The 21,509-nt window shown below is 70.7% G+C and carries 18 protein-coding genes and 1 pseudogene; 5 read left to right on the top strand and 14 right to left on the bottom strand.

The genetic code is table 11. The annotated features are described in order from the left end of the window. Nucleotides 1-34 precede the first annotated feature (34 nt). Entirely contained in the window at nt 35-259 is a 225-nt protein-coding gene (locus ACFWP5_RS34995; protein ID WP_384165985.1) for a DUF1918 domain-containing protein, read from the top strand. Between the two features lies 1 nt (nt 260). Here the strand turns inward: ACFWP5_RS34995 and ACFWP5_RS35000 are convergent, their stop codons facing one another. Then, a complete protein-coding gene (locus ACFWP5_RS35000; RefSeq protein WP_384165988.1) occupies nt 261-1,526 on the bottom strand; it encodes a glycoside hydrolase family 10 protein in 1,266 nt (421 codons plus the stop codon). A gap of 168 nt (nt 1,527-1,694) precedes the next feature. Here ACFWP5_RS35000 and ACFWP5_RS35005 point away from each other — a divergent pair, with 168 nt between their 5' ends. Next, nucleotides 1,695-2,570: a 3-hydroxybutyryl-CoA dehydrogenase gene (locus ACFWP5_RS35005; protein ID WP_384165991.1), complete on the top strand. Its 876-nt coding sequence runs from the start codon at nt 1,695-1,697 to the stop codon at nt 2,568-2,570. Between the two features lie 212 nt (nt 2,571-2,782). After that, complete coding sequence (locus ACFWP5_RS35010; RefSeq protein ID WP_384165993.1) at nt 2,783-3,040, top strand: hypothetical protein; 258 nt, start codon at nt 2,783-2,785, stop codon at nt 3,038-3,040. On the opposite strand, the gene ACFWP5_RS35015 is transcribed toward ACFWP5_RS35010, so the two are convergent. From ACFWP5_RS35015 to infC, 10 genes and pseudogenes are all read right to left on the bottom strand, one after another. Then, nucleotides 3,037-3,657 (bottom strand): NUDIX hydrolase, encoded by a 621-nt coding sequence (locus tag ACFWP5_RS35015; RefSeq protein ID WP_384165997.1) that lies wholly within the window; start codon nt 3,655-3,657, stop codon nt 3,037-3,039. The genes ACFWP5_RS35010 and ACFWP5_RS35015 overlap by 4 nt on opposite strands. 82 nt (nt 3,658-3,739) lie before the next feature. Continuing rightward, nucleotides 3,740-5,080, bottom strand: a complete 1,341-nt coding sequence (locus ACFWP5_RS35020; protein WP_384166000.1) for a transcriptional regulator — start codon at nt 5,078-5,080, stop codon at nt 3,740-3,742. A 197-nt stretch (nt 5,081-5,277) separates the two neighbouring features. Further along, nucleotides 5,278-6,432: a PP2C family protein-serine/threonine phosphatase gene (locus tag ACFWP5_RS35025; protein WP_384166002.1), complete on the bottom strand. Its 1,155-nt coding sequence runs from the start codon at nt 6,430-6,432 to the stop codon at nt 5,278-5,280. A gap of 275 nt (nt 6,433-6,707) precedes the next feature. Beyond that, nucleotides 6,708-9,212, bottom strand: a complete 2,505-nt coding sequence (gene pheT, locus ACFWP5_RS35030; RefSeq protein WP_384166005.1) for a phenylalanine--tRNA ligase subunit beta — start codon at nt 9,210-9,212, stop codon at nt 6,708-6,710. Continuing rightward, a complete protein-coding gene (gene pheS / locus ACFWP5_RS35035) occupies nt 9,212-10,339 on the bottom strand; it encodes a phenylalanine--tRNA ligase subunit alpha (protein WP_317775128.1) in 1,128 nt (375 codons plus the stop codon). The genes pheT and pheS overlap by 1 nt, the downstream gene beginning before the upstream one ends. A gap of 150 nt (nt 10,340-10,489) precedes the next feature. Beyond that, nucleotides 10,490-11,626: an ATP-binding protein gene (locus tag ACFWP5_RS35040; RefSeq protein ID WP_384166008.1), complete on the bottom strand. Its 1,137-nt coding sequence runs from the start codon at nt 11,624-11,626 to the stop codon at nt 10,490-10,492. 56 nt (nt 11,627-11,682) lie between these two features. Then, complete coding sequence (locus ACFWP5_RS35045; protein ID WP_384166011.1) at nt 11,683-12,531, bottom strand: TrmH family RNA methyltransferase; 849 nt, start codon at nt 12,529-12,531, stop codon at nt 11,683-11,685. A 175-nt stretch (nt 12,532-12,706) separates the two neighbouring features. Further along, nucleotides 12,707-13,090, bottom strand: coding sequence for a 50S ribosomal protein L20 (rplT, locus tag ACFWP5_RS35050; RefSeq protein WP_019065472.1), 384 nt, complete (start codon nt 13,088-13,090; stop codon nt 12,707-12,709). Between the two features lie 102 nt (nt 13,091-13,192). Beyond that, entirely contained in the window at nt 13,193-13,387 is a 195-nt protein-coding gene (rpmI, locus tag ACFWP5_RS35055) for a 50S ribosomal protein L35 (RefSeq protein WP_019065473.1), read from the bottom strand. A 107-nt stretch (nt 13,388-13,494) separates the two neighbouring features. Then, nucleotides 13,495-14,275: pseudogene (gene infC / locus ACFWP5_RS35060) on the bottom strand (translation initiation factor IF-3). 339 nt (nt 14,276-14,614) lie between these two features. On the opposite strand from infC, the gene ACFWP5_RS35065 reads away from it, so the two are divergent. Further along, nucleotides 14,615-14,986: a DUF1844 domain-containing protein gene (locus ACFWP5_RS35065; RefSeq protein WP_200684307.1), complete on the top strand. Its 372-nt coding sequence runs from the start codon at nt 14,615-14,617 to the stop codon at nt 14,984-14,986. A 27-nt stretch (nt 14,987-15,013) separates the two neighbouring features. Here ACFWP5_RS35065 and ACFWP5_RS35070 read toward each other — a convergent pair whose 3' ends face one another. Next, nucleotides 15,014-15,745 (bottom strand): SseB family protein, encoded by a 732-nt coding sequence (locus ACFWP5_RS35070; protein ID WP_384166016.1) that lies wholly within the window; start codon nt 15,743-15,745, stop codon nt 15,014-15,016. A gap of 150 nt (nt 15,746-15,895) precedes the next feature. On the opposite strand from ACFWP5_RS35070, the gene ACFWP5_RS35075 reads away from it, so the two are divergent. Next, entirely contained in the window at nt 15,896-16,885 is a 990-nt protein-coding gene (locus tag ACFWP5_RS35075; protein ID WP_384166018.1) for a serine hydrolase, read from the top strand. Between the two features lie 22 nt (nt 16,886-16,907). On the opposite strand, the gene mycP is transcribed toward ACFWP5_RS35075, so the two are convergent. Further along, the gene (mycP, locus tag ACFWP5_RS35080) at nt 16,908-18,083 is read right to left on the bottom strand and encodes a type VII secretion-associated serine protease mycosin (protein WP_384166021.1); all 1,176 of its coding nucleotides are present in this window, start codon (nt 18,081-18,083) and stop codon (nt 16,908-16,910) included. Continuing rightward, the gene (locus ACFWP5_RS35085; RefSeq protein ID WP_384166024.1) at nt 18,083-18,958 is read right to left on the bottom strand and encodes a hypothetical protein; all 876 of its coding nucleotides are present in this window, start codon (nt 18,956-18,958) and stop codon (nt 18,083-18,085) included. Before ACFWP5_RS35085 ends, mycP begins: the two co-directional genes overlap by 1 nt. Nucleotides 18,959-21,509 lie beyond the last annotated feature (2,551 nt).

A 21,509-nucleotide genomic window follows, 5' to 3' on the forward strand; every position in this document is an offset into this window, starting at 1 on the left:
CCGGTGCTCCCGATTCGGTGAGGAGGCGCGACAGATGCGTGCGACCGTGGGTGATCGGCTCGTCCAGCACGGCAGGATGGTCGGGCGGCACGACCAGGTCTCGGAGGTCGTCGAAGTGCTGGGCACGGAGGGTGGTCCGCCCTACCGCGTCCGGTTCCCCGACGGGCACGAGGCCCTGATGTCGCCCGGCCCCGACTGCGAGATCAAGCACCAGGACATCAGGCGCCAGGACGTCAAGTACCCGGACGCGGAACGGTAGTTCAGCGCGGGGGCCTCGCCGGCTGCTGGTAGTGGTCGGCGACCACCCGTGCCATCGCGCCGACCGGGTCCACCGCGACGTCCCGGGCGGCGAAGAAGACATGTCCGCCGACCTGGGGGTACTTGGCGGCGAGGGTGAGGTGCCGGGACAGTTCGGCCGGGTCCTGCCAGGCCGCGGGCTGCGCCGGGTCGCCCGCCTTGTACAGCGCCTCCCCCGCGTACAGCCGCGTCTTCGTGCCGCGCGCGACCTCCGCCCACCAGGGCAGCAGCTTGGCGTAGTCGGCGGCGGCGAAGCCGATGTTCCAGTACAGCTGCGGGACGATGTAGTCGATCCAGTTCTCGCGCACCCACTTCCGGGTGTCCGCGCAGAGGTCGTCATACGTCTGCACCCCCGCCCGGGTGTCGGAGCCGCGCGAGTCGGTCGCGATGTTGCGCCACACGCCGAAGGGGCTGATCCCGAAGCGCGTTCCCGGGCGGATCTGCTGAATGCGGGCGGCGGTCTCGCGGATCAGCTTGTCGATGTTGTCGCGTCGCCAGGCGGCCCGGTCGGTGAAGCCGCTGCCGTACGTGTCGTAGGCCGCGTCGTCGTCGAAGGTCTGGCCGGCCACCGGGTACGGGTAGAAGTAGTCGTCGAAGTGGACCGCGTCCACGGGGTACTTCTTCACCGCGTCGAGGATCGCGTCCTCGACGAAGGCGCGGACCTGGGGCAGCCCGGGGTTGTAGTAGAGCTTCCCGCCGTACGCCACGACCCAGTCCGGGTGCTTGCGCGCGGGGTGCGAGGCGACGAGCCTGGTCAGGTCGGTGTTGTTGGCGATCCGGTACGGGTTGAACCAGGCGTGCAGTTGCAGCCCCCGCACATGCGCCTCTTCTACGGCCGTCTTCAGCGGGTCCCAGCCGGGGGCCTTGCCCTGGGTGCCGGTCAGGTACTGGGACCAGGGCTCGTACGGCGAGGGCCACAACGCGTCGGCGGTGGGCCGTACTTGGAAGATCACCGTGTTGAGGCCGTCGCGGGCCGCCGCGTCAAGGTGGGCGATCAGTTCGGTGCGCTGTTGCGCCGGTGTGAGGCCCGGGCGGGAGGGCCAGTCGCGGTTGGCCACCGTCGCCAGCCACACGCCCCGCATCTCGGTGACCGCGCGCGGACGCCTGGCCGCCGCCGACAGGCTCCCGGCCCCGGTCGGCACGCTCCCGGTCTCGGCCGCCGCGCTGCCCGTCGTGGCCAGCGTCGACAACGCGGCCATCGCGAACGCCCGACGTGACAATCGCCCCATCTGCACACCCCCATACGCTGTGGATCCGTGCCGTCACGGATCGTCTCCGCGCCCCAGAATGCCCGACCCCGGCGATCGATCATCGATACTTGCGGGTAACGTGCACGATCGGAGCAGGCGTCGAACAACGGGGTCCTGTGACAGTCGTAGATCAGCGAAGGGGACGATGTGACGGGCATCCCAGCGGGAGACATTGCGCGCGTCGGAGTGGTCGGCTGCGGCCAGATGGGCGCTGGTATCGCCGAGGTGTGCGCCCGCTCCGGTCTGGACGTGAAGGTCGCCGAGACCACCGGCGAGGCCCTGGAGATCGGCCGGACCCGGCTGTTCAACTCGCTGACCAAGGCCGCCGAGCGCGGCAAGATCTCCGCGGAGGAGCTGGCCGAGACGCAGGCGCGGCTCAGCTTCACCACCGATCTCGGCGAGTTCGCCGACCGTGACCTCGTGATTGAGGCCGTCGTCGAGAACGAGCAGGTGAAGACCGAGATCTTCCAGGTGCTCGACCAGGTCGTGACCCGTCCCGACGCGATCCTGGCCTCCAACACCTCCTCGATCCCGCTGGTGAGGCTCGCGGTCGCCACCTCGCGCCCCGACCAGGTCATCGGCATCCACTTCTTCAACCCGGCCCCGGTGCAGAAGCTCGTCGAGCTGATCCCGGCGCTGACCACTTCGGAGGGCACGCTCGGCCGCGCCCAGCTGTTCGCCGAGAAGGTGCTGGGCAAGCACGCGATCCGCGCGCAGGACCGCTCCGGCTTCGTGGTCAACGCGCTGCTGATCCCCTATCTCCTGTCCGCGATCCGGATGTTCGAGTCGGGCATCGCCAGCCGCGAGGACATCGACAACGGCATGGAGCTCGGCTGCGCCCACCCGATGGGCCCGCTGAAGCTGGCCGACCTGATCGGCCTGGACACGGTCGCCTCGGTCGCCTTCTCGATGTACGAGGAGTTCAAGGAGCCGCTGTACGCCGCTCCCCCGCTGCTCCAGCGCATGGTCGACGCGGGCCGCCTCGGCCGTAAGTCCGGCTCGGGCTTCTACACCTACGCCTGAGCACCTTTCGCGCTTTCGCTAGGCAACTCACCGTAATACTTTGGCGGTTGCGGGCCCGGCACTCTTCGGAGTGCCGGGCCCGCGCCATTCACACACCGTGTGCGCGCCGGGCCCGCATATGCCGCTCGCACACTCTCCCCACGTGCCCACCAGGCGAGTTGACTCTTCATGCGCATGCAAGGGATGTTCCGACTACGGAAAGGAGCGGACCCGTGACCGCCGACCCCGAGCATCCCGTGGTCCATGGAGAACTCGCAGAGTTACGCCGCCGCCTCGACGTCGCCTACGCGCGTGTCGAGGGAGGGCTGGCCCTGCTCAGCCATCGCACCGAGGAAACGGACAAGGAACTGGACGATCTGAGCGCGCGAATCTTTGCACTTGAGCACACCCGGTGGCCGCTGCCGGCCATCGCGGCGCTGACCGCCGTGGGCGCCCTTGTCGTGACGGTCTGGCAGGTCCTGGGACGCTAGACGTTCCGCTCGAAGGACGGTGGGTTGGCTGCGGGTACGTCGTGGCTGGTCGCGCCGTTCCCCGCGCCCCTTTGGGGCGCTGCATCCTCCCCGAGCCTCAAGTGGTGCAACAGCAGTAACGCGGCCGCCATGTTGGCGGCCGGGACCTCCCCGCGGGCGACCATGTCGGGTACGAGTTTGAGCGGCACCCACTCCCGGCGGTCCGACTCGAAGTCGTCCACGGGGTGTCCGGTGTACTCGCCCTCGTCGGCCCAGTAGATGTGGTGCCGGGCGTCCGTGAGCCCGTTGGACGGTTCCACGCTCATCAGGTGGTGCAGGGGCCCCGGCCGCCAGCCGGTCTCCTCCTCCAGTTCCCTGGCGGCCGCGCACGCGATGTCCTCGCCGTCCTCCACGACGCCGGCCGCGAGCTCCCACCCCCAGCTGTCGGTGATGAAGCGGTGCCGCCACAGGAGGAGTACTTCGTTGGTTTCGTTGACCACCGTCGCCACGGCCACCGGACGTAGCCGTATGAGGAAGTGGTCGAGGTGCCGGCCGTCGGGTAGTTCGACATCGGCGAGATTGACGCTGAACCAGCGATTTGAGTACACAGTTTGTTCGTTCTGTTTCGTCCACTGCACGGTTCTGCCACCTTCCGTCGAGTAAGTGGCAATATCGCAGCAGGGACTGTGTTGTGGTCTACGGCGCTTTCCAGGGCGCTTTCTACAGCGGTACGCGCAGTGCCCCGTCGATGAGTTCGGCCGCCTCGGTGGTACCCGCGCAGTCGCTGCGCACCAGGTACTCGCGTACCGCGCGGAGTCTGTCGCGCAGTCGCTGGGACTCCATGCCCCGTGCCTGCTCGGCCATCTGCAGCGCCGTGGCCACCGCTTTGTCGGCGTTTCCCTGGCGCAGTTCGATCTGGCTGAGCATGGCCAGCCGGTGCACGCGGCCCCGGTCGTGTGCCGGAGTGTCCACGGCCGCCGTGGCGTGCTCCCCCGCCGCCGTCAGATCGCCGAGGCTGAGAAGCGCCTCCGCCACCTGGACGTTGACCAGTCCCGGCTGGACATAGCCGGTCTCGTCGGGTTCGTATCCGCGCCGGATGCGTTCGGCGGCCTGCTCGGCACGCCGGATGCAGGACAGGGCGCTCGTGCCGTCGCCGAGGTGCGCGTACGCCTTCGCCTGCATCGCGTACAGGTCGGAGGCGAGCGCCGGGGTGATCTGCCGGCCGGCCGCCCGCAGCGCGGCCTCCGCGAAGGCGACGGCCTGGCGGAACTCCCGCATGAACAGCGACTGGTTGACGAGCAACGCGATGACGTACGCGCCAAGTCCCCTGTCGTTGCTGGCTTTTGCGAGTCTGAGCGCCTGGTGGAAGTAGCGCTGGGCGAGGCCGTGCGCGTCGGAGTCGTAGGCGCAGATGCCCGTGATCGCCACCAACCCACCAGTGGCGCGGTGCAGTTGGCGGCCGGTGGCATCGGTGTAGCTGCCGCGCAGCAGCGGGGCGGTCTCGGAGTTGAGGAAGCCGACGATGCGGGTGCGGGTCGCGACGCCGCCGGCCTTGCGGTACATCTGCTCGTAGTGGGCGCGGGCCGCGCGCAGCATCTCGATGTCGGCCATGCTCACCCGGTGCCGGCCGCCGCGCGAGACGTCGACGTCCTCGGGCGGGTTCTCCCACTCCCACACGGGCATCACCGCGGGCGTCCCGGTGACGGCGGGCGCGCCGAGGATGTGCGGGCGCTGCTGTTCGTCGGAGCGCCACAGGGCGGTGGCCCGCTCGACGAAGCCGGAGAGGGAGGTGCCGTGCGGGGCGGACGGTTCGCCCGGTACACCGAGGCCGATGTCGTCGAGGGTGACGGGTCTGTGCAGGCGGGTCGCGAGGACCTCACAGATCAGGTCGGGGACCTGGCCCCGCGGGCGCTGGCCCTTCAACCACCGTGCCACGGCGGTGTGTTCGTACCGTAGCGCGAGCCCTCGGGCTCGTCCCGCCTGGTTCACGTGTGCGGCGAGTCCCGCGTGCGAGATTCCCGCCTCGTCCAGGATCGCGTCGAGGAGTGTGTTGGGCTGCATGGATGGCCCCCCGGTGACTCGGTGCGGACAGAGTAGTGCGGGTCCGCTCACACGGGGTGTGAACGGAGTACGCGAATCCGCGGCGTGTGCACACTGTCGCGGAGAGTTTCCAACCGGTTGACTGGATTGCCTCGCAAGAGGCCGGCCGGGCCGCCGGCTCCCCCTCGTAAGTGCGGCGGCCTGGCTTTGCGGGGCGACTAAACACCGTTGGGCTGTCGGTAGTTGGTCGGCTGCGGGTGCGTTGTGGCTGAGCGCGCCCCGGCGGCGGAGCCGCTGATGTCACAGTCCCGCGCCCCTGGGTAGGGATGCGCCAGCTTGCGGTCATTGCTCAGGACGAGCACCGCCACGTCGTCCGTAGGGGTGCCGCCTGTGTGGCGGAGTAGAGCCGTGAAGACCGAACCCAGGACCGACTGGGGTACGGGAAGCGGGTGTTGGGCCACCGCCGCGGTCAACACATCCCTCAATGGGAAGAAACGGCCCCGCGCGTCACGGGCGTCCTCCGCTCCGTCCGTGTAGAGGAACAGGGCCTCGCCCGGGAGCAGTTGGCCGCAGCAGACGAACGGCAACTCCGTCGGCAACGGGAACGGGCCGAGAGGTGGGAGTGGATCCGCCCGGGCAAGTGGTTCCACACTCGCTCCGCTCAACAGATACGGCCACGGGTGACCGCAGTTGAGACCCCGCACCTCGCCGTCCCTCCCGATCTCCAGCAGCAATACGGTGACGAACTCCTCGGCGACCGGGCTGTCGGGGTCGAGGCCGCCCGACGAGGGATGTTCCGCGCGGGCGCGTTCGCGCAGGTGGCGGGCGAGGGCGCGCTCCAGGCGGCGCAGGACGCCGTCCAGGTCGGGCTCGTCGTGGGCGGCCTCGCGGAAGCTGCCGAGGACGGCGGCGACCGTGCCGATCGCGGAGATGCCGTGGCCGCGTACGTCGCCCATCACGACCCGGACGCCGTACTCGGTGGCGACCACCTCGTACAGGTCGCCGCCGACCACCGCCCCGCGTTCGGCGGACAGTTGGGCGGCGGCGATGTTCAGGCCGTCGAGGCGAGGTGGCAGTGGGCGGAGCAGGGCGTTCTGGGCGGCGCCGGCGATCTGACGGATCTGCCGCAGTTCGCGCAGCAGGGAGCGGCGGACCTGGACGATGAGACCGGTGCCGACCGCGAAGAACACCGCGCTGGTGACGATGCGTGCGCCCAGGCTGTTCTGCTGGGCGAGCGGGCAGGCGAGTTTGTAGGTGATCGCTATGGCGCCCCAGACCGTGGGCAGCCCCAGGGCGAGCGCCCTGCGCAGCGGACGGCGGGCACGCGTCCTCGGGCGCGTCCTGCGGGGCACCCCAGCCTTGATGCGGATCATGCCTGTGGCCCCCCAAATAGGCCCCGACAGCGCAATCGGACCGACCCCGAGAGGCCGGTCCGATTCTGTCGACCACATGCCCCGATCGGGCCACATCACCCGAACTTCTCACCCGAACGAGTGAGACACCCGAGACACATGCATTTATGCAGGTGGGACCTTAAATCCAGGCCAGGGGAAGCGCCCCTTTTTTAGGGGCGCGGGGAACTGCGCGACCAGCCACGGCGAACCCGCACCCGGCAAACAACAGCAGCTCCCCACCCCTTAGCCCCGTTTTAGCCCCGAAGCACAGCCCCAACCCGCTCCCCGGCAAGCGAAACCGCCGCGTCCCGAGCCGCAGACGCCTCATCCACAGTCAACGTCCGATCAGCCGCCCGGAACCGCAACGCATACGCCAGCGACTTCTTGCCCTCGCCCAGCTGCGCAGCATTCTCGTACACGTCGAACAGCCGGATGGACTCCAGCAGTTCACCGGCCCCCTCACGCAACGCCGCCTCGACACCCGCATGCGGCACAGCCACATCAACGACGAGCGCGACATCCTGCGTAGCGACAGGGAACGTGGAGATCTTCGGCCCCTTGGGAACACCCGAAGACGCCAACTCCAGCACATCCAGGTCGAGTTCCATCGCACTGGTACGCGCGGGCAGCCCCAGCGTCTTCAGCACACCGGGGTGCAACTCCCCGGCGTACCCGATGACTTGCTCGACGCCGTCGACGACAACGACAAGCTCCGCGCAGCGACCCGGGTGCCACGGCCCGTACTGCCCACCCCGCACAACGAGGTCCGTACCGGCCTCACGCGCAAGCACCCGTGCCGACTCGACCGCGTCGGCCCAGTCGGACGGACGGCCCTTGCCCCACCAGCCGGCCTGCTCGCGGGCGCCCGTGAGGACGACCGCGGCATGCCGGGGCTGAACGGGAAGCGCCTCGGTGAGGGAGGCGATCTCCTCGTCGGTAGGACGCCGGTCGACGGGCAGCCGTACGGCGATCTTCAGCTCTTCGCGCGGGTGGAAGACCAGCCCGGTCTCGAACAGCGCGAGATCGTGCGAGCCACGACCGTCGTTCCGGCGCAGCGCACCGAGCAGGCCCGGCAGCAGCGTCGTACGGAGCGCGGGCTCCTCGTCGGAGAGCGGGTTGACCAGCTTGACGACCTTGCGGTTCGGGTCGTCGGCGGCCAGGCCGAACTGGTCGAAGACGTGCTCGCCGATGAAGGGGTAGTTCGGCGCCTCGACGTAACCGGCGCCGGCCAGCGCGCGGCCGACGCGGCGGTGCAGCCGCTGCCGGTCGGTGAGGCCCCGGCCCGCGGGGGGCTTGGGGAGCGTGGAGGGCAGGTTCTCGTAGCCCTCCAGGCGGATGACCTCTTCGGCCAGGTCGTTCGGGTCCGTGAGGTCGGGGCGCCAGGACGGGACGGTGACGATCAGCTCGTCCTGCCCGTACACGTCGCAGCCGACCTCCTGGAGACGCCGTACGACGGTCTCGCGGCCGTAGGCCACACCCGCGACCTTGTCCGGGTGGTCGGCGGGGATGCTGATGGTGTGCGGGGCCGAGGGCGCGATGACCTCGGTGACGCCCGCGTCCGCCGTGCCGCCCGCGAGGAGGACCAGGAGGTCGACCGTGCGCTGCGCGGCGGCGGAGGCGGCCTGCGGGTCCACTCCGCGCTCGAAGCGCTTGGACGCCTCGGAGGCCAGCTTGTGGCGGCGGGCCGTGCGCGAGATGGAGAGCGCGTCGAAGTGTGCGGCCTCGACGACGACCTCGGTGGTGGTGCCCTCGGTGTCGTCGATCTCGGTGTTGGCGCCGCCCATGACACCCGCGAGGCCGATGGTCCCGCGGTCGTCGGTGATCACCAGGTCCTCGGCGTCCAGCGTGCGCGTGACGCCGTCGAGGGTGGTGAGCTTCTCGCCCTGGGTGGCCCGGCGCACGCCGATCGGACCCTGGACGCGGGAGCGGTCGTAGGCGTGCAGGGGCTGGCCCAGCTCCAGCATCACGTAGTTCGTGATGTCGACGGCGAGCGAGATCGGGCGCATGCCCGCCTTCTGGAGGCGGCGGGTCAGCCACAGCGGGGAGCGGGCCTCGGGGTCGAGGCCGGTCACCGTGCGGGCGGTGAAGCGGTCGCAGCCCATCGGGTCGGAGACCTGGACCGGGTAGCCGAAGGCGTTCGGCTGCGGTACGTCCAGGAGCGCCGGGTCGCGCAGCGGGAGGCCGTAGGCGATGGCGGTCTCGCGGGCGACGCCGCGGATCGACAGGGCGTAGCCGCGGTCGGGCGTGACGGCGATGTCGAGGACCTCGTCGACGAGCTGGAGCAGCTCGATCGCGTCGGTGCCGACCTCGTGCTCGGGCGGCAGCACGATGATGCCGTGGGAGCCGTCGTCGCCCATGCCCAGCTCGTCGCCGGAGCAGATCATGCCGTGCGAGGTCTTGCCGTACGTCTTGCGCGCGGCGATCGCGAAGTCGCCCGGCAGGACCGCGCCGGGGAGGACCACGACGACCTTGTCGCCGACGGCGAAGTTGCGGGCGCCGCAGACGATCTCCTGGGGCTCACCGGTGCCGTTGGCACGGCCGACGTCGACCGTGCAGAAGCGGATGGGCTTCTTGAAGCCCTCCAGCTCCTCGATGGTGAGGACCTTGCCGACGACGAGGGGGCCCTTGAGGCCGTCGCCGAGCTGCTCGACGGTCTCTACCTCAAGGCCGACGGAAATGAGCTTGGCCTGGACGTCGCGGCCGGTCTCCGTCGCCGGCAGGTCGACGTACTCCCGCAGCCAAGAAAGCGGGACGCGCATCAGATCTCCATCCCGAACGGCCGGGTGAACCGGACGTCGCCCTCGACGATGTCTCGCATGTCTTCGACGTTGTGGCGGAACATCAGCATCCGCTCGATGCCGAACCCGAAGGCGAATCCGCTGTACTTCTCCGGGTCCACACCGCAGGCCACGAGGACGCGGGGGTTGACCATGCCGCAGCCGCCCAGCTCGATCCAGCCCTCGGAGGAGCAGGTACGGCAGGGGCGGTCGGGGTTGCCGACGGACTCGCCCTTGCAGACGTAGCAGAGCATGTCCATCTCGGCGGACGGCTCGGTGAAGGGGAAGTAGTTCGGCCGCAGCCGGGTCTTCATCTCCGCGCCGAAGAGCGACTGGACCATGTGGTCGAGCGTGCCCTTGAGGTCGGCCATGGTCAGGCCCTCGTCGATGGCGAGGAGCTCGATCTGGTGGAAGACCGGGGTGTGCGTGGCGTCCAGCTCGTCGGTGCGGTACACGCGGCCGGGGCACACGATGTAGACCGGCGGCTCGCGGTCCAGCATGGCGCGGGCCTGCACCGGCGAGGTGTGGGTGCGCAGCACGACACCGGACTCGTCGCCCTCGGTGCCCTTGGGGCCCTGGACGAAGAAGGTGTCCTGCATCTGCCGGGCCGGGTGGTCCGGGGTGAAGTTCAGGGCGTCGAAGTTGAACCACTCCGCCTCGACCTCGGGGCCCTCGGCGATCTCGTACCCCATGGACACGAAGACGTCGGCGACGCGCTCCATGAACGTGGTCAGCGGGTGCCGGGCGCCGGCCGGTACGCGGTCGTACGGCAGCGTGACGTCCACCGCCTCCTCGACCAGGACGCGAGCGTCGCGGTCGGCCTCCAGCTCGGCCTGGCGGGCGGCGAGGGCCTTGTTCACCGCGCCCCGCGCCTGGCCGACGAGCTTGCCGGCCGCGGCCTTGGCCTGCGGGGGCAGCGCGCCGATCTCGCGGTTGGCGAGGGCGAGGGGGGAGGTACCGCCGGTGTGGGCGACCTTGGCCTCCTGGAGCGCGTCGAGGTCGCCGGCGGCGGCGAAGGCGGCGAGCGCCTCGTCCCGCATGCGCTCGATCTCTTCCGGTTTCAAGGCCTCGACCTCTACAGGGTCGTACGACTTATTCGGTGCCGACATCTCTTCCCGTGCTTCCGGTTGGCTGGCGGATGGTCCCCGTCGACGACTCGGAGACGAATCGTCCACATCGATCGAGGGACGCAAAGGTGCCAAAGGCCGAGTCTAACGGGGGTGAGACAGGTGACCGCGCCCGTGGGGCCTCGTCGGCGGCTACTGGAGATACGCCGGGGTGCCCACGGGCAACATAAATCGGAACTCGGCGCCGCCGCCTGGGGCGCGGCCGACCGTGATGGTGCCGCCGTGTGCTTCGACGATGCCCTTGACGATGTACAGCCCGAGGCCCGTGCCGCCGCGCTTGCTGCCCCGCCAGAAGCGGGTGAAGACGCGGTTCATGGACTCCTCCGGGATGCCTGGGCCCTCGTCGCTCACCGTCACCGAGGTGCCGGTCTCCTCCCCCTCGCGGGGGGAGGCCGAGGCCGTGACGTCGATAGTGACGGTTCCCTCGCCGTGGCGCACCGCATTTTCCAGCAGGTTGCTCAGCACCTGGTCGACCTTGTCGGGGTCGGCCCACAGGTCGGGCAGCGGCTGTTCGACACGGAGCAGGAACCGGTCGGCGGTCTGGCCCGCGGCGACGTAGGCCTGGATGTGGCGGCCGACGGCCGCGCCGATGTCGACGGGCTGGCGGCGCAGTTCGAGCCGCCCGGAGTCGATGCGGGAGATGTCGAGCAGCTCGGCGATGAGCCGGGTGACGCGGTTGGCGTCGGCGTCGACGGTCTCCAGCATCAGCCGCTTCTGGTCGTCGGTGAACCGTTCCCACTTGGCGAGCAGGGTGGCGGTGAAGCCCTTGACGGAGGTGAGCGGCGAGCGCAGTTCGTGGGCGACGGTGGCGATCAGCTCGGCGTGGCTGCGCTCGGTGCGGCGGCGGGCCTCGGTGTCGCGGAGGGAGACGACGACGCGGCGGACCGGGCCGAGGGGTTCGCTGCGGACGTAGCGTGCGGTGACGAGGACCTCGTGGCCGCCCGGCAGCAGGAGATTGCGCTCGGGCTGCCGCACCCGGATGGCCAACCCGCCGTAGGGATCGGTCAGTTGCCACCAGCGGCGGCCCTCCAGGTCCTCTAACGGGAGGGCCTTCTCCAGTCGCTGTCCGAGGGCGTCGGATGCGGCGACGGAGGTGATGCGCTCGGCGGCGGCGTTGAAGCAGACGACCTGTCCATGCTCGTCGGCGATGACGAGACCGTCGGGCAGTTCGTCGGGGTCGATGCCGAGGTCGGCGAGTTCGCCGGGCGGGGGCGCGGACGGTTGGGGCACGCCCCGTGCTCCCGGCGCGCTGCTCGTGCCGACAGTCATCCCCGTACCCCACCTCTTCTCATACGGCGCAGGTGGCCCCCGAGCTGGTCACCCTACTAGCTGTCGGTGACAGAGCGGCACCCTCCGGAGGCGCGCTGTGCACGCGCCGACGCATACAGACATACGGCGGCGGCGGTGGCCAGGTTCAGGCTTTCGGCCTTCCCGTGGATCGGAACCCGCACGACGGCGTCCGCGAGGACGCGGGTCTCCTCCGGAAGCCCCCAGGCCTCGTTGCCGAACACCCAGGCGGTGGGGCCGCCCATGGTGCCCTGGTCCAGCTCGTCGTCGAGGTCGTCGGTGCCTGCCCCGTCGGCGGCGAGGATGCGCACCCCGATGCCCTTGAGCCCGGCCACGGCCTGCTCGACGGGCACGCCGACGGCGACGGGGAGATGGAAGAGAGAGCCCACGGAGGCCCGTACGGCCTTGGGGTTGTAGAGATCGACAGAAGCGTCGGTCAGTACGACGGCCTCGGCACCGGCGGCGTCGGCGCACCGCAGGACGGTGCCGGCGTTGCCGGGGTCGCGCACGTTGGCGAGCACGGCGACGAGCTTGGGCCGCGCCCGCAGGATCTCCTCGAAGGGGGTGTCGAGGAACCGGCAGACCCCGACCAGCCCCTGCGGCGTGACGGTGGTCGAGATATCGGCGATGACCTGCTCGTCCGCGAGATGCACCCGGGCCCCGGCGTCCCGCGCCTCCCCGACGATGTCGGCGTACCGCTCCGCGGCTTCAACGGTCGCGAACAGCTCGACGAGCGTGTCCTTGTACCCCGCCGCCTCCCGCACGGCCTGCGGCCCCTCGGCAAGGAACAGCCGCTCCTTCCCTCGGAAGTTCCGCTTCGCGAGCCGCCGGGCGGCGGCCACACGAGAGGAACGGGGAGAGATGAGTTCGGGACCGTTCGGGGACATACTCCGCTTCACCTTCAATCTCAGGCCGACCGTGCTTCTTTAGGGGCGCGGGGAACTGCGCGACCAGCCACAACGAGCCCGCACCCGACAACGGACCGGGTTCGGGCCGGCAGCAAAAGACCCGCAGGCTAAAAACCTGCGGGTCCTTCAACACACGGCTCAAGCCAGCGCAGCGTCACGCAGCCTTGGGCGCGTTCACATCGCTGGGCAGAGCCTTCTGCGCAACCTCGACCAGCGCGGCGAACGCACCGGCGTCGTTGACGGCCAGCTCCGCGAGGATCTTGCGGTCGACCTCGATGTTCGCCGCGTTCAGACCCTGGATGAAGCGGTTGTAGGTGATGCCGTTGGCGCGGGCAGCGGCGTTGATGCGCTGGATCCACAGCCGACGGAAGTCGCCCTTGCGCTTCTTGCGGTCGTTGTAGTTGTAGACCAGAGAGTGGGTGACCTGCTCCTTGGCCTTGCGGTACAGGCGCGAACGCTGACCGCGGTAGCCCTTGGCGGCCTCGAGGATCGCCCGGCGCTTCTTGTGGGCGTTGACTGCCCGCTTGACGCGTGCCACTTGTTTAACTCCTTGTAGCGGGGCCGTGGTTGGACTCACACGGCCCGGAATCGATGGGGTCCCGGTCCAGACGTACGGCGCTCAACGGGAGCGCCGCGTACGTCACTTGCCGAGAAGCTTCTTGATCTTCTTGGCGTCGCCCGGGGCCATCTCGGCGTTGCCGGTGAGGCGACGCGTCACGCGGGACGACTTGTGCTCGAGCAGGTGGCGCTTGCCGGCACGCTCGCGGAGCACCTTGCCGGAGCCGGTGATCTTGAAGCGCTTGCTGGCACCGCTGTGCGACTTGTTCTTCGGCATAGCGCCGTATCTCCTCGTCGGTGGCGCTCCGGTGCCCGGTCGTGAAACCGGGCACAGGTGGAGCGTCGCTCTTGTTTCGGTTACATCCCTGGACTGGCGTCCGGGGATCAGGCGTCGGCGCGAGCCTCGGCCGGGGCCTCGACGGTCTCGACCTCGGCGACGTCGCCCTCGTCGGCGATGTTCTCGCCGTCGATGTTCTCGCCGTCGATGTTCTCGCCGTCGATGTTCTCGTCGTCGATGTTCTCGTCGTCGAACTCGGACTCCGCGGCGTTCTGCGACTTGCCCGGGTTGGCCTTCGCTTCCGCCTTGCGGGCCGCCTGGGCCTCACGGGCCTCGGCCATGGCCTCGGTCTTCTTCTTGTGCGGGCCGAGAACCATGATCATGTTTCGGCCGTCCTGCTTCGGGTTCGACTCGACGAACCCGAGGTCGGCCACGTCCTCCGCGAGCCGCTGCAGCAGTCGGTAGCCGAGTTCCGGCCGGGACTGCTCGCGACCACGGAACATGATCGTGATCTTGACCTTGTCGCCCTGCTTGAGGAACCGGACGACGTGACCCTTCTTGGTGTCATAGTCGTGCGGGTCGATCTTCGGCCGGAGCTTCATCTCCTTGATGACCGTGTGCGCCTGGTTCTTGCGCGCCTCACGGGCCTTCATGGCCGACTCGTACTTGAACTTCCCGTAGTCCATGAGCTTGCAGACCGGCGGACGTGCACTCGCCGCAACCTCGACCAGGTCCAGGTCGTACTCCTGCGCAAGCTCAAGGGCCTTGGCAAGCGGAACAATCCCGACCTGCTCGCCGCTCGGACCGACAAGTCGCACTTCGGGAACGCGAATCCGGTCGTTGATACGGGGCTCGGTGCTGATGGATCCTCCTCGGTTAGCACCACACGGCCATCTGGCGGACGGCCGCGTTTGTCTTAGGTAGACAGACCTAACCGCGCCGGAACACAAAAAATGCCCCGGACGATCACAAGACGGGGCTCCAAAACACTGCCGGAGCACCGCCGCGATGATCGCGGGGCGCGCTTTCGGGCGACTCCATCGTCCGTACGGAACGATGGTGACCGCCTGACCGGGGTGACCCGCCGTCCGTGAGGACAGTCAGGTGGGAGAGTCGGAGCCTCCACTTGTTGGCCGGGCACAACAGTGCCTGGCCGGTCATCACACAAGGTTAGCAGCTCCCCGGGGGCGGTGCGAACCGCCGTACACCGGGGCCTATCGTGTGGGCATGAGTGACACCCCTCCCGAGTCCCCCGATGTCGACGCCCCCGACTTCGACGCCATGGCCCGCGACATCGCGGAGGTCCCGGCGGTCGAGGTGATCGTGACGGTCGCCGTGAATCTGATGAGCGCCGCCGCCGTGAAGCTCGGTCTGACCGAGGAGGGCGACAAGTACAAGGACCTGGACGAGGCCCGCAAGCTGGTCACCGCCCTGGCCGGCCTCCTTGACGCGAGCGCGACCGAGATCAGCTCGTTCCACGCGGCCCCGCTCCGCGACGGCCTGAAGTCCCTCCAGCTGGCCTTCCGCGAGGCGTCCCTCGTCCGCGACGAGCCGGGCCAGGGCCCTGGCGAGAAGTACACGGGCCCGATCTACGGCTAGCAGCCATCCCCTACGACGGCTGTCGGCTCATCCTCGTACGTACAAGGGCTCGCCCGGAGGCGTCGTCCCGGCCGGCAGGACCGCCAGGTCGAGACCGCGCACCAGGCGGGCCCTCAGTGTCTCGTCGGCGGCCAGGCCGCGTGCGACCGCGTGGACGCCGGCGTCGTGCGGTACGGCGGGCTCGAAGACCAGCGCGAGGGTGCCGTCGGCCCGGCCGGGGCCGAGGTAGGCACGCAGCACCGCGCGCACGTCGGCGACCACGGCACGCACCGCCTCCACGACCACCGGGTCGGCGAGCGGGTCCGCGCTGGTACGCCCCTCGGCGAGGGCCAGCAGCACAGGCCCCGACAGTTCGAAGGGCACCGGCCCCGCCATGTCCAGCACCACCGTGTCCGCCTTCTCGTGCGCGGCGGCCTGCAGGGCCTGGTGCAGCGGTACGGCCACGGGCCGGGCCGCCGGGTCCCAGCGGGCCAGCGAGCCGGTGGACGTGAAGGCGGGCAGCGCGGTACGGCCGCCGGCCTTCAGGGTGGGCACGGCCATGTCGCTGGTCTTCTCGCGGCGCAGCCCGTTCTCGTCCTCCTCGACCTCGCCGAGCACGGCCACCACGGGCACGAGCAGCCGAGCGTCCTTGAGTGCCTCCAGGACGGGGCTCACGGCGGTGCGGTCCTCGGCCCAGGCGGCGAGCGCCGCGCCCAGTCGCGGGTCGGCCGTGCCGTCGTCGTCGGAGTAGCCGGAGTCGGGAATGTTCTTGTTCGCCACGGTGACCGACCCTATCGGGGGGATGTTGCAGGGCTTGTGCGGGTCCCGAAACACGGGGGACACAGCTTTCACACCTTTCTCAGACACAGTTGACAGACATCTAACTTTCGTCTCACGTTTCGCACAGTCGCCGCCACCACGATCGCGGGCATGGAGTCTTCCAGAGCCGCCCGCAAAAGCCACCGCGCGCGTCCCTCCCGACGCCGTCCGCTCCCGTACATCGCCCTCGCCGCAGTGGCCGTCGTGGGCGCTACGGCGGCGGGAACCGTGTACGTGAAGGCACACGCGCACTCCGGCGTCGTATCGTCGTCGGCGGCGCCGTCGGCCTCGGCGTCGGGCAGCCGGGAGGCGACGGTGGAACCTGTGACGCAGCCGACGGTGGACTACGACGCGCTGCTGGCGAAGGCCATGAAGTCGGTGACCCCGACCGGCGACCAGAAGGTGTCGGTGGCGGTGCTCGACGTGACCTCCGGCGAGAGCGCCACGTACGGCAGCGCGGCCTTCGACACGGCGAGCATCGTCAAGGTCGACATCCTGGCGACGCTGCTGCTCCAGGCGCAGGACGCGGGCCGGCAGCTGACGGCGACCGAGAAGTCGTACGCCACCACGATGATCGAGAACAGCGACAACGACTCCGCGACAGCGCTGTGGAACATCATCGGCACGGCGGACGGGCTCGACGCGGCCAACAAGACGTTGGGGCTGACGGGCACCACGGGTGGCGACGGCCCGCTCTGGGGGCTGACCCAGACCACGGCCGCAGATCAACTCACCTTGCTCCAGCAGGTGTTCGGGGACGACTCGAAGCTGAACTCGGCCTCGAAGTCGTACATCCAGGGGTTGATGGGGAAGATAGAAGCGGACCAGCAGTGGGGGGTGTCGGCCGCGGCCGACGGCTCGCGGTGGAAGCTGAAGAACGGCTGGCTGGCGCGCAGCACGACCGGGCTGTGGGACGTCAACAGCATCGGCCGGGTGACCGGCACGGACGGCGACGAGTACCTGGTCGCCGTGGTGTCGAAGGGCAGCACGACCCAGACCCAGGGCATCTCACTGATCGAGGCGGCGGCGAAGGCGGGGGTCGCGGCGTTCGGCGAGAGCGGCGGCTCCACTACGGCGGCTTCGGCGTCCGCGACGGACTGACTGCCCCTGCTCACCTCTGCGTTCAGAAGGCCTCGTGGCGTCGGCGTCGGCCGCGCCACAGGACGACCGCGGCGACGAGCAGGACTCCGCCGACGCTGCCCGCGAGGGGGCCCGCCCAGTCGGACGTGTGGCTGCCGGTCTCGGCGGTGTCCGGGCCGGAGCCGAAGTACTTCTTGCCGTAGGCGGCGGACCGCAGGCCGGTGGGCTTGAGGGCGGCGGCGGCCTTGATCGCGGCGGCGGGGTCGATGAAGCCGAAGCCGCGGGAGTCGTCGCGACCGGCGGCCGGGGGGTTGCGGGCGGTGTCTTCGAGGAGCTTCTTGATCTGGGCCGGGGTCAGCCCCGGGTGGGCCGCCTTGATGAGGGCCACCGCGCCCGAGACGAAGGCGGACGCGGCGCTGGTCCCCCACCCCTCGTAGTACTTGTGGTCGGGGTCGGCGATCACGACGTTGACGCCGGGGGCGCTGACCGTGGCGTACCAGCGGCGGGTGGAGAAGGAGGCGCGGGTGCCGAAGCGGTCCACGGCGGTCGCGGCGATCACGCCCGGGTAGGCGGCCGGGTAGGAGACGTGGTCGCCCTTCTCGCCTCCGTTGCCGGCCGAGGCGACGACGGCGACGCCCTTCTTCAGGGCGTACTGCACGGCCTCGTCCTCGGCGGGCTCGGGGTGTGCGGAGGCGGAGTCGTCGCCGAGGGAGAGGTTGATGACGTCGGCGCCGTGGTCGGCGGCCCAACGGATGCCGTCCGCAAGGGCGTTGCCGCGGGTGGTGCGGGCCTTGCCGCGGGCCGAGTCGCCGTCTTCGAGGATCACTCGGACGGGGAGGATCTTGGCCTCGGGGGCGATGCCGATGACGCCGTCGGTGTCGCCGGGACCGTGTCCGTGCCCGGCGATGATGCCGGCCATGGCGGTGCCGTGACGGGCCCAGGCGCGGTCGCCCGGCTTGGCTCCGAAGCCGACCATGTCCTTGCCGGCCAGGACGTTGCCGGTGAGGTCGGGGTGGCTGGCCTCGACGCCGGTGTCGAGGACGGCGACGGTGATGCCCTTGCCCTTGGTGGTCTGCCAGGCCGCCTGGGTGTGCATGGCGTCCAGGGCCCACTCCTGGGCGCGTATGCCGTCGGCGTGCGCGACGGTGGACGGGACCAGGGCGAGGGAGGCGGCCAGGAGGGCGCTCAGCAGACCGGCCCGGCGGACGGTAACGCTCATCAGGGCTTCTTCTCCGAGGTCTCTGAGGCCTTCGAGGTCGTCGAGGTCCCTGAGGGCGAGTCGACGGTCTTGCGCAGGCTCCGCTCGACGCGGTCGGCGAGGCCCTGCGCCTCATTGCCGAGACCGGCCTGGGCGGGGGCGGTGGTACCGCCGGACGTGACGGCTTCGTCGGCGGGTTCCGGTACGCCGACCGTACGGCCGTCCGCCCAGCCGGAGACGGCGTAGACGACGACGGGGGCGTCGGTGAGGACGGAGACGGTCCACGAGGCCCGCTGTTTGTCGCCGAAGGCGGCGGCGAGGGTGCCCTTGGCGGCGTACGGGCGGGGCATGAGGTCGGTGCGGTTGCCGAGGTTCTCGTTCTTGAACCGGGTGGAGAGGGCGGTCATCGCGGTGATGTCGGCCTTGGTGAAGAGGATGCCGACGGTGGTGACGTAGCTCTGGGTGGCGTCGGTGTAGGTGGCGCGCAGGAGCCGCTGGCAGCCGACGGGGGCGAGGAGGTCGCGCAGGAGCGGGTCGAAAGCGCCCGCGCAGCCGGTGTCCGGGGCGACGGCGATCCGCGTCCAGGTGCGGTCGGCGCCGCCGGGACCGGCGCCCTGTCCCTGCACGGTGGGCGGGAACAGCTGATCGACGGGCACGCTGTGCCACAACTGCCCGGCGGTCGCGAACGCGCTGGCGCCGCCGTCCACCCCGTCGTCCCCGGTGAGCCAACTCCCGGTCACCGCACCGCCGATGAGCCCGAGACCGAGCACGACACAGACGGCGACAGCGGCGGCACGCGACCGTATCCGCGCCCCCAACGGCCGCGCCCGCACCCGCTCGTCATACCCCTCCGGCTCCCCGAACGACACAACCGGCCGCCCCTCCCCGGGATTCATGGGCGCACTCCAGGAAAAGGCGGGGTCGGGGCTGGAGTCGGGGGCGGGGCGGGGCGTCTCGGATGGGGGACGGGTGGGGGTGCCGGGAGTGGAGGGAGACCAGGCGGGGGTGTGGGTGTCGGTGTCGTTGGGGGTGAGGGTGGGGCGAACGGGGGTGCTGGGAGCGGTAGTTGGCCACGTGCGGGTGCCGGCGTTGTCGGGGGCGGGCCTGGCTGGGGCGCTGGGGGCGGCCGTTGACCAGGCACGGGTGTCGTCGGCGGTGGGCCTGGCTGGGCCACTGGGAGCGGCCGGTGACCAGGCGGTGGCGTCCTCGACGGTGGAGCCAACTGGCTTGCTGGGAGCGGCCGGTGACCAGGAACGGGTGTCGGCGTCGTCAGCGGCAGGCCCAACTGGCTTACTGGGAGCAGCTGGTGACCAGGCGCCGGTGTCGTCGACGGTGGAGCTCTGTCCGGCGGACGCGGAGGAGCCGGGGCCGGATGCGGGGGGGCCGGCGGGTTTGGCGGGTGTGGCGTCGGTCGGGCGAGGGCCGGAAGGGCGGGGCCCAGCGGGGTGGGCGTCAGCCGGCCGAGTGTCGGAGGGATAGGGCGCGTTGGCCCCGGAGGGCGACCACGCGCCACGGCTGGGCGCGCCGCCTGTGGGATCCGTGAACGACTCGCCTCGCCAAGGGGCGTCCGGCCGGGGCCGATCGGTGGGCTCCGAGGGGGGCTCGGGGGCGGGGCGGGATGGGGGTGTTGGCGGGCGACTGGGGGTGTGGCGTTGCCGGTCGGGTGCCTGGTGCGGGGGCTCGGCTTTCGGGCGGGGCGGGGTGGCGGCGGGACCAGGGCTAGGAGGCGTTACCGGGCTGGCAGAGTCCTGGCGGAGCCCGTCGGACGGCTGGGGCGAGGGCTCGGCCGCGGGGCGGGGCGGGGTGATGGGGCTGGCCGATGTTCCCGGGCGGATGGGCACGTAGCGCTGCCGGTCTGACGGCTGACGCGGAGCCTCACCCTCGGGACCCGGCGGAGTGACCGGGGCTGGAGGCGTTGCCGGGTGGTTCGAGTCCTGGCCAAGCTGGTCGGACTCCTGGCGCGGGGGCTCGGCCGCCGGACCGGGCGGGGCGGTGGAACCGGCAGATGTCCCCGGCCGAGTGGGGATATAGCGCTGCGAGTCGGACGACTGACGCGATGCCTCGCCCTCGGGGCGCGGCGGGACGCCCGGGGCAGGAGGCGTTGCGGGGCGAGCTGAGTCCTGGCGCGACCAGTCGGACTGCCGGCTCGGAGACTCGGCCGCTCCGGGCGGGTTGGCGGAGCTGGGAGGCGCTACCGGGCGGCTCGGGACATACCGCTGCGGGTCGGACGACTCACACGGAGACTCGGCCGCCGAACCGGGCGAGGGCGTGGGAGCGGCGCCAACAGACGTTCCCTGGTGCGTGGGGACATGGCGCTGCGGGTCGGACGACTGACGCGGAGCCTCACCCTCGGGACGCGGCGGAGTCGCCGGGCCGGGAGGCGTTGCCGGCTGAGCAGAGTCCTGGCCGGGCCGGTCGGACGCCTGAACCGGGACCTCGCCCGCCGGACCGGCCGGGGCGGCGAGGCGAACCGAATCCTGGCGCGACCAGTCGAATGCCTCCCGCGGAGCCTCACCCGCCGGACGCTGCGGGGTGGCCGAGCGGGGAGGCACTACCGATCCGCCGGGGGCATGGCGAAGCCCGTCGGACGACTCACCGGAGACCTCACCCGCAGCACGCGGCAGAGCAGCAGAGCCGGAAGGCGTCCCCGGGCGGCCCGGGGCATGGCGAAGCCCGTCGGACGACTCACCGGAGACCTCACCCGCAGCACGCAGCGGGGCACCCGCAGCAGAAGGCATCCCCGAACCAGCCGAATCCTGGCGCGACCAGTCGAATGCCTCGGGCGGAGCCTCACCCGCAGAGCGCGGCGGGACAACGGAGTCGGGAGGTGTCGCTGACCCGGTCTCATCCTGGCGAAGCCAGTCGGACGACTGGCGTGGGCCCTCGCTCGCAGGGCGCGGCGGGGTGCCCGAGCCGGCCGGTGTGGTCGGACGGAAAGGGGTGTCCGTCTCCGAACTGGGTTCCCACAGCGCTTCGTTACCACCTGTCGCCGCCGTAGGGCGGTGGGGCGGCCGGGGTGGGACAGCTCCCCGCGTGGCTCCATCGACGTTCGCGCGGAGCGCCTCGCCGCCGGGCGCGGGCGGGGTGTCCGGGAAGCGCGCCGACGCTGGAGGAGGGGGTGGGCTCACGGGGTCCGTTACACGGGGCGAGAAGGGCCGAAGTCCAGGGAAACGCGGCCGACCGTCGGAGGAGGCCGGTGCGGAACCGGACCCGTCGCGGCCGTCGGAGCCGTTGCTCTGAGACGCGGTACGGGGATCATGGCCGTGGCTCCGAATTACCGTGCGGGCATCAGGACCGGTGTTCGGAGACCCGGTACGCGCATCAGAACCGGTGCCCGGAGACACCGCACGGGCGTCAAGTCCGTCGCCCGAAGCCCCGGTACGCGCATCAGAACCGGTACTCGAAGACACCGCGCGGGCATCAAAACCGTCGCCCGAAGCCCCAGTA

It is taken from the genome of Streptomyces sp. NPDC058469 (assembly GCF_042721125.1).
Taxonomy (GTDB): Bacteria; Actinomycetota; Actinomycetes; order Streptomycetales; family Streptomycetaceae; genus Streptomyces.

Excerpts from the sequence above, each read along its gene's own strand:
- ACFWP5_RS35045 (WP_384166011.1), bottom strand. The coding sequence starts at position 12,531 with ATGTCCCCGAACGGTCCCGAACTCATCTCTCCCCGTTCCTCTCGTGTG.
- ACFWP5_RS35000 (WP_384165988.1), bottom strand. The coding sequence starts at position 1,526 with ATGGGGCGATTGTCACGTCGGGCGTTCGCGATGGCCGCGTTGTCGACG.
- ACFWP5_RS35025 (WP_384166002.1), bottom strand. The coding sequence starts at position 6,432 with ATGATCCGCATCAAGGCTGGGGTGCCCCGCAGGACGCGCCCGAGGACG.
- ACFWP5_RS35075 (WP_384166018.1), top strand. The coding sequence starts at position 15,896 with ATGGAGTCTTCCAGAGCCGCCCGCAAAAGCCACCGCGCGCGTCCCTCC.
- rpmI (WP_019065473.1), bottom strand. The coding sequence starts at position 13,387 with ATGCCGAAGAACAAGTCGCACAGCGGTGCCAGCAAGCGCTTCAAGATC.
- pheT (WP_384166005.1), bottom strand. The coding sequence starts at position 9,212 with ATGCGCGTCCCGCTTTCTTGGCTGCGGGAGTACGTCGACCTGCCGGCG.
- mycP (WP_384166021.1), bottom strand. The coding sequence starts at position 18,083 with ATGAGCGTTACCGTCCGCCGGGCCGGTCTGCTGAGCGCCCTCCTGGCC.
- ACFWP5_RS35065 (WP_200684307.1), top strand. The coding sequence starts at position 14,615 with ATGAGTGACACCCCTCCCGAGTCCCCCGATGTCGACGCCCCCGACTTC.
- ACFWP5_RS34995 (WP_384165985.1), top strand. The coding sequence starts at position 35 with ATGCGTGCGACCGTGGGTGATCGGCTCGTCCAGCACGGCAGGATGGTC.
- ACFWP5_RS35020 (WP_384166000.1), bottom strand. The coding sequence starts at position 5,080 with ATGCAGCCCAACACACTCCTCGACGCGATCCTGGACGAGGCGGGAATC.
- pheS (WP_317775128.1), bottom strand. The coding sequence starts at position 10,339 with ATGTCGGCACCGAATAAGTCGTACGACCCTGTAGAGGTCGAGGCCTTG.
- ACFWP5_RS35085 (WP_384166024.1), bottom strand. The coding sequence starts at position 18,958 with ATGAATCCCGGGGAGGGGCGGCCGGTTGTGTCGTTCGGGGAGCCGGAG.
- ACFWP5_RS35040 (WP_384166008.1), bottom strand. The coding sequence starts at position 11,626 with ATGACTGTCGGCACGAGCAGCGCGCCGGGAGCACGGGGCGTGCCCCAA.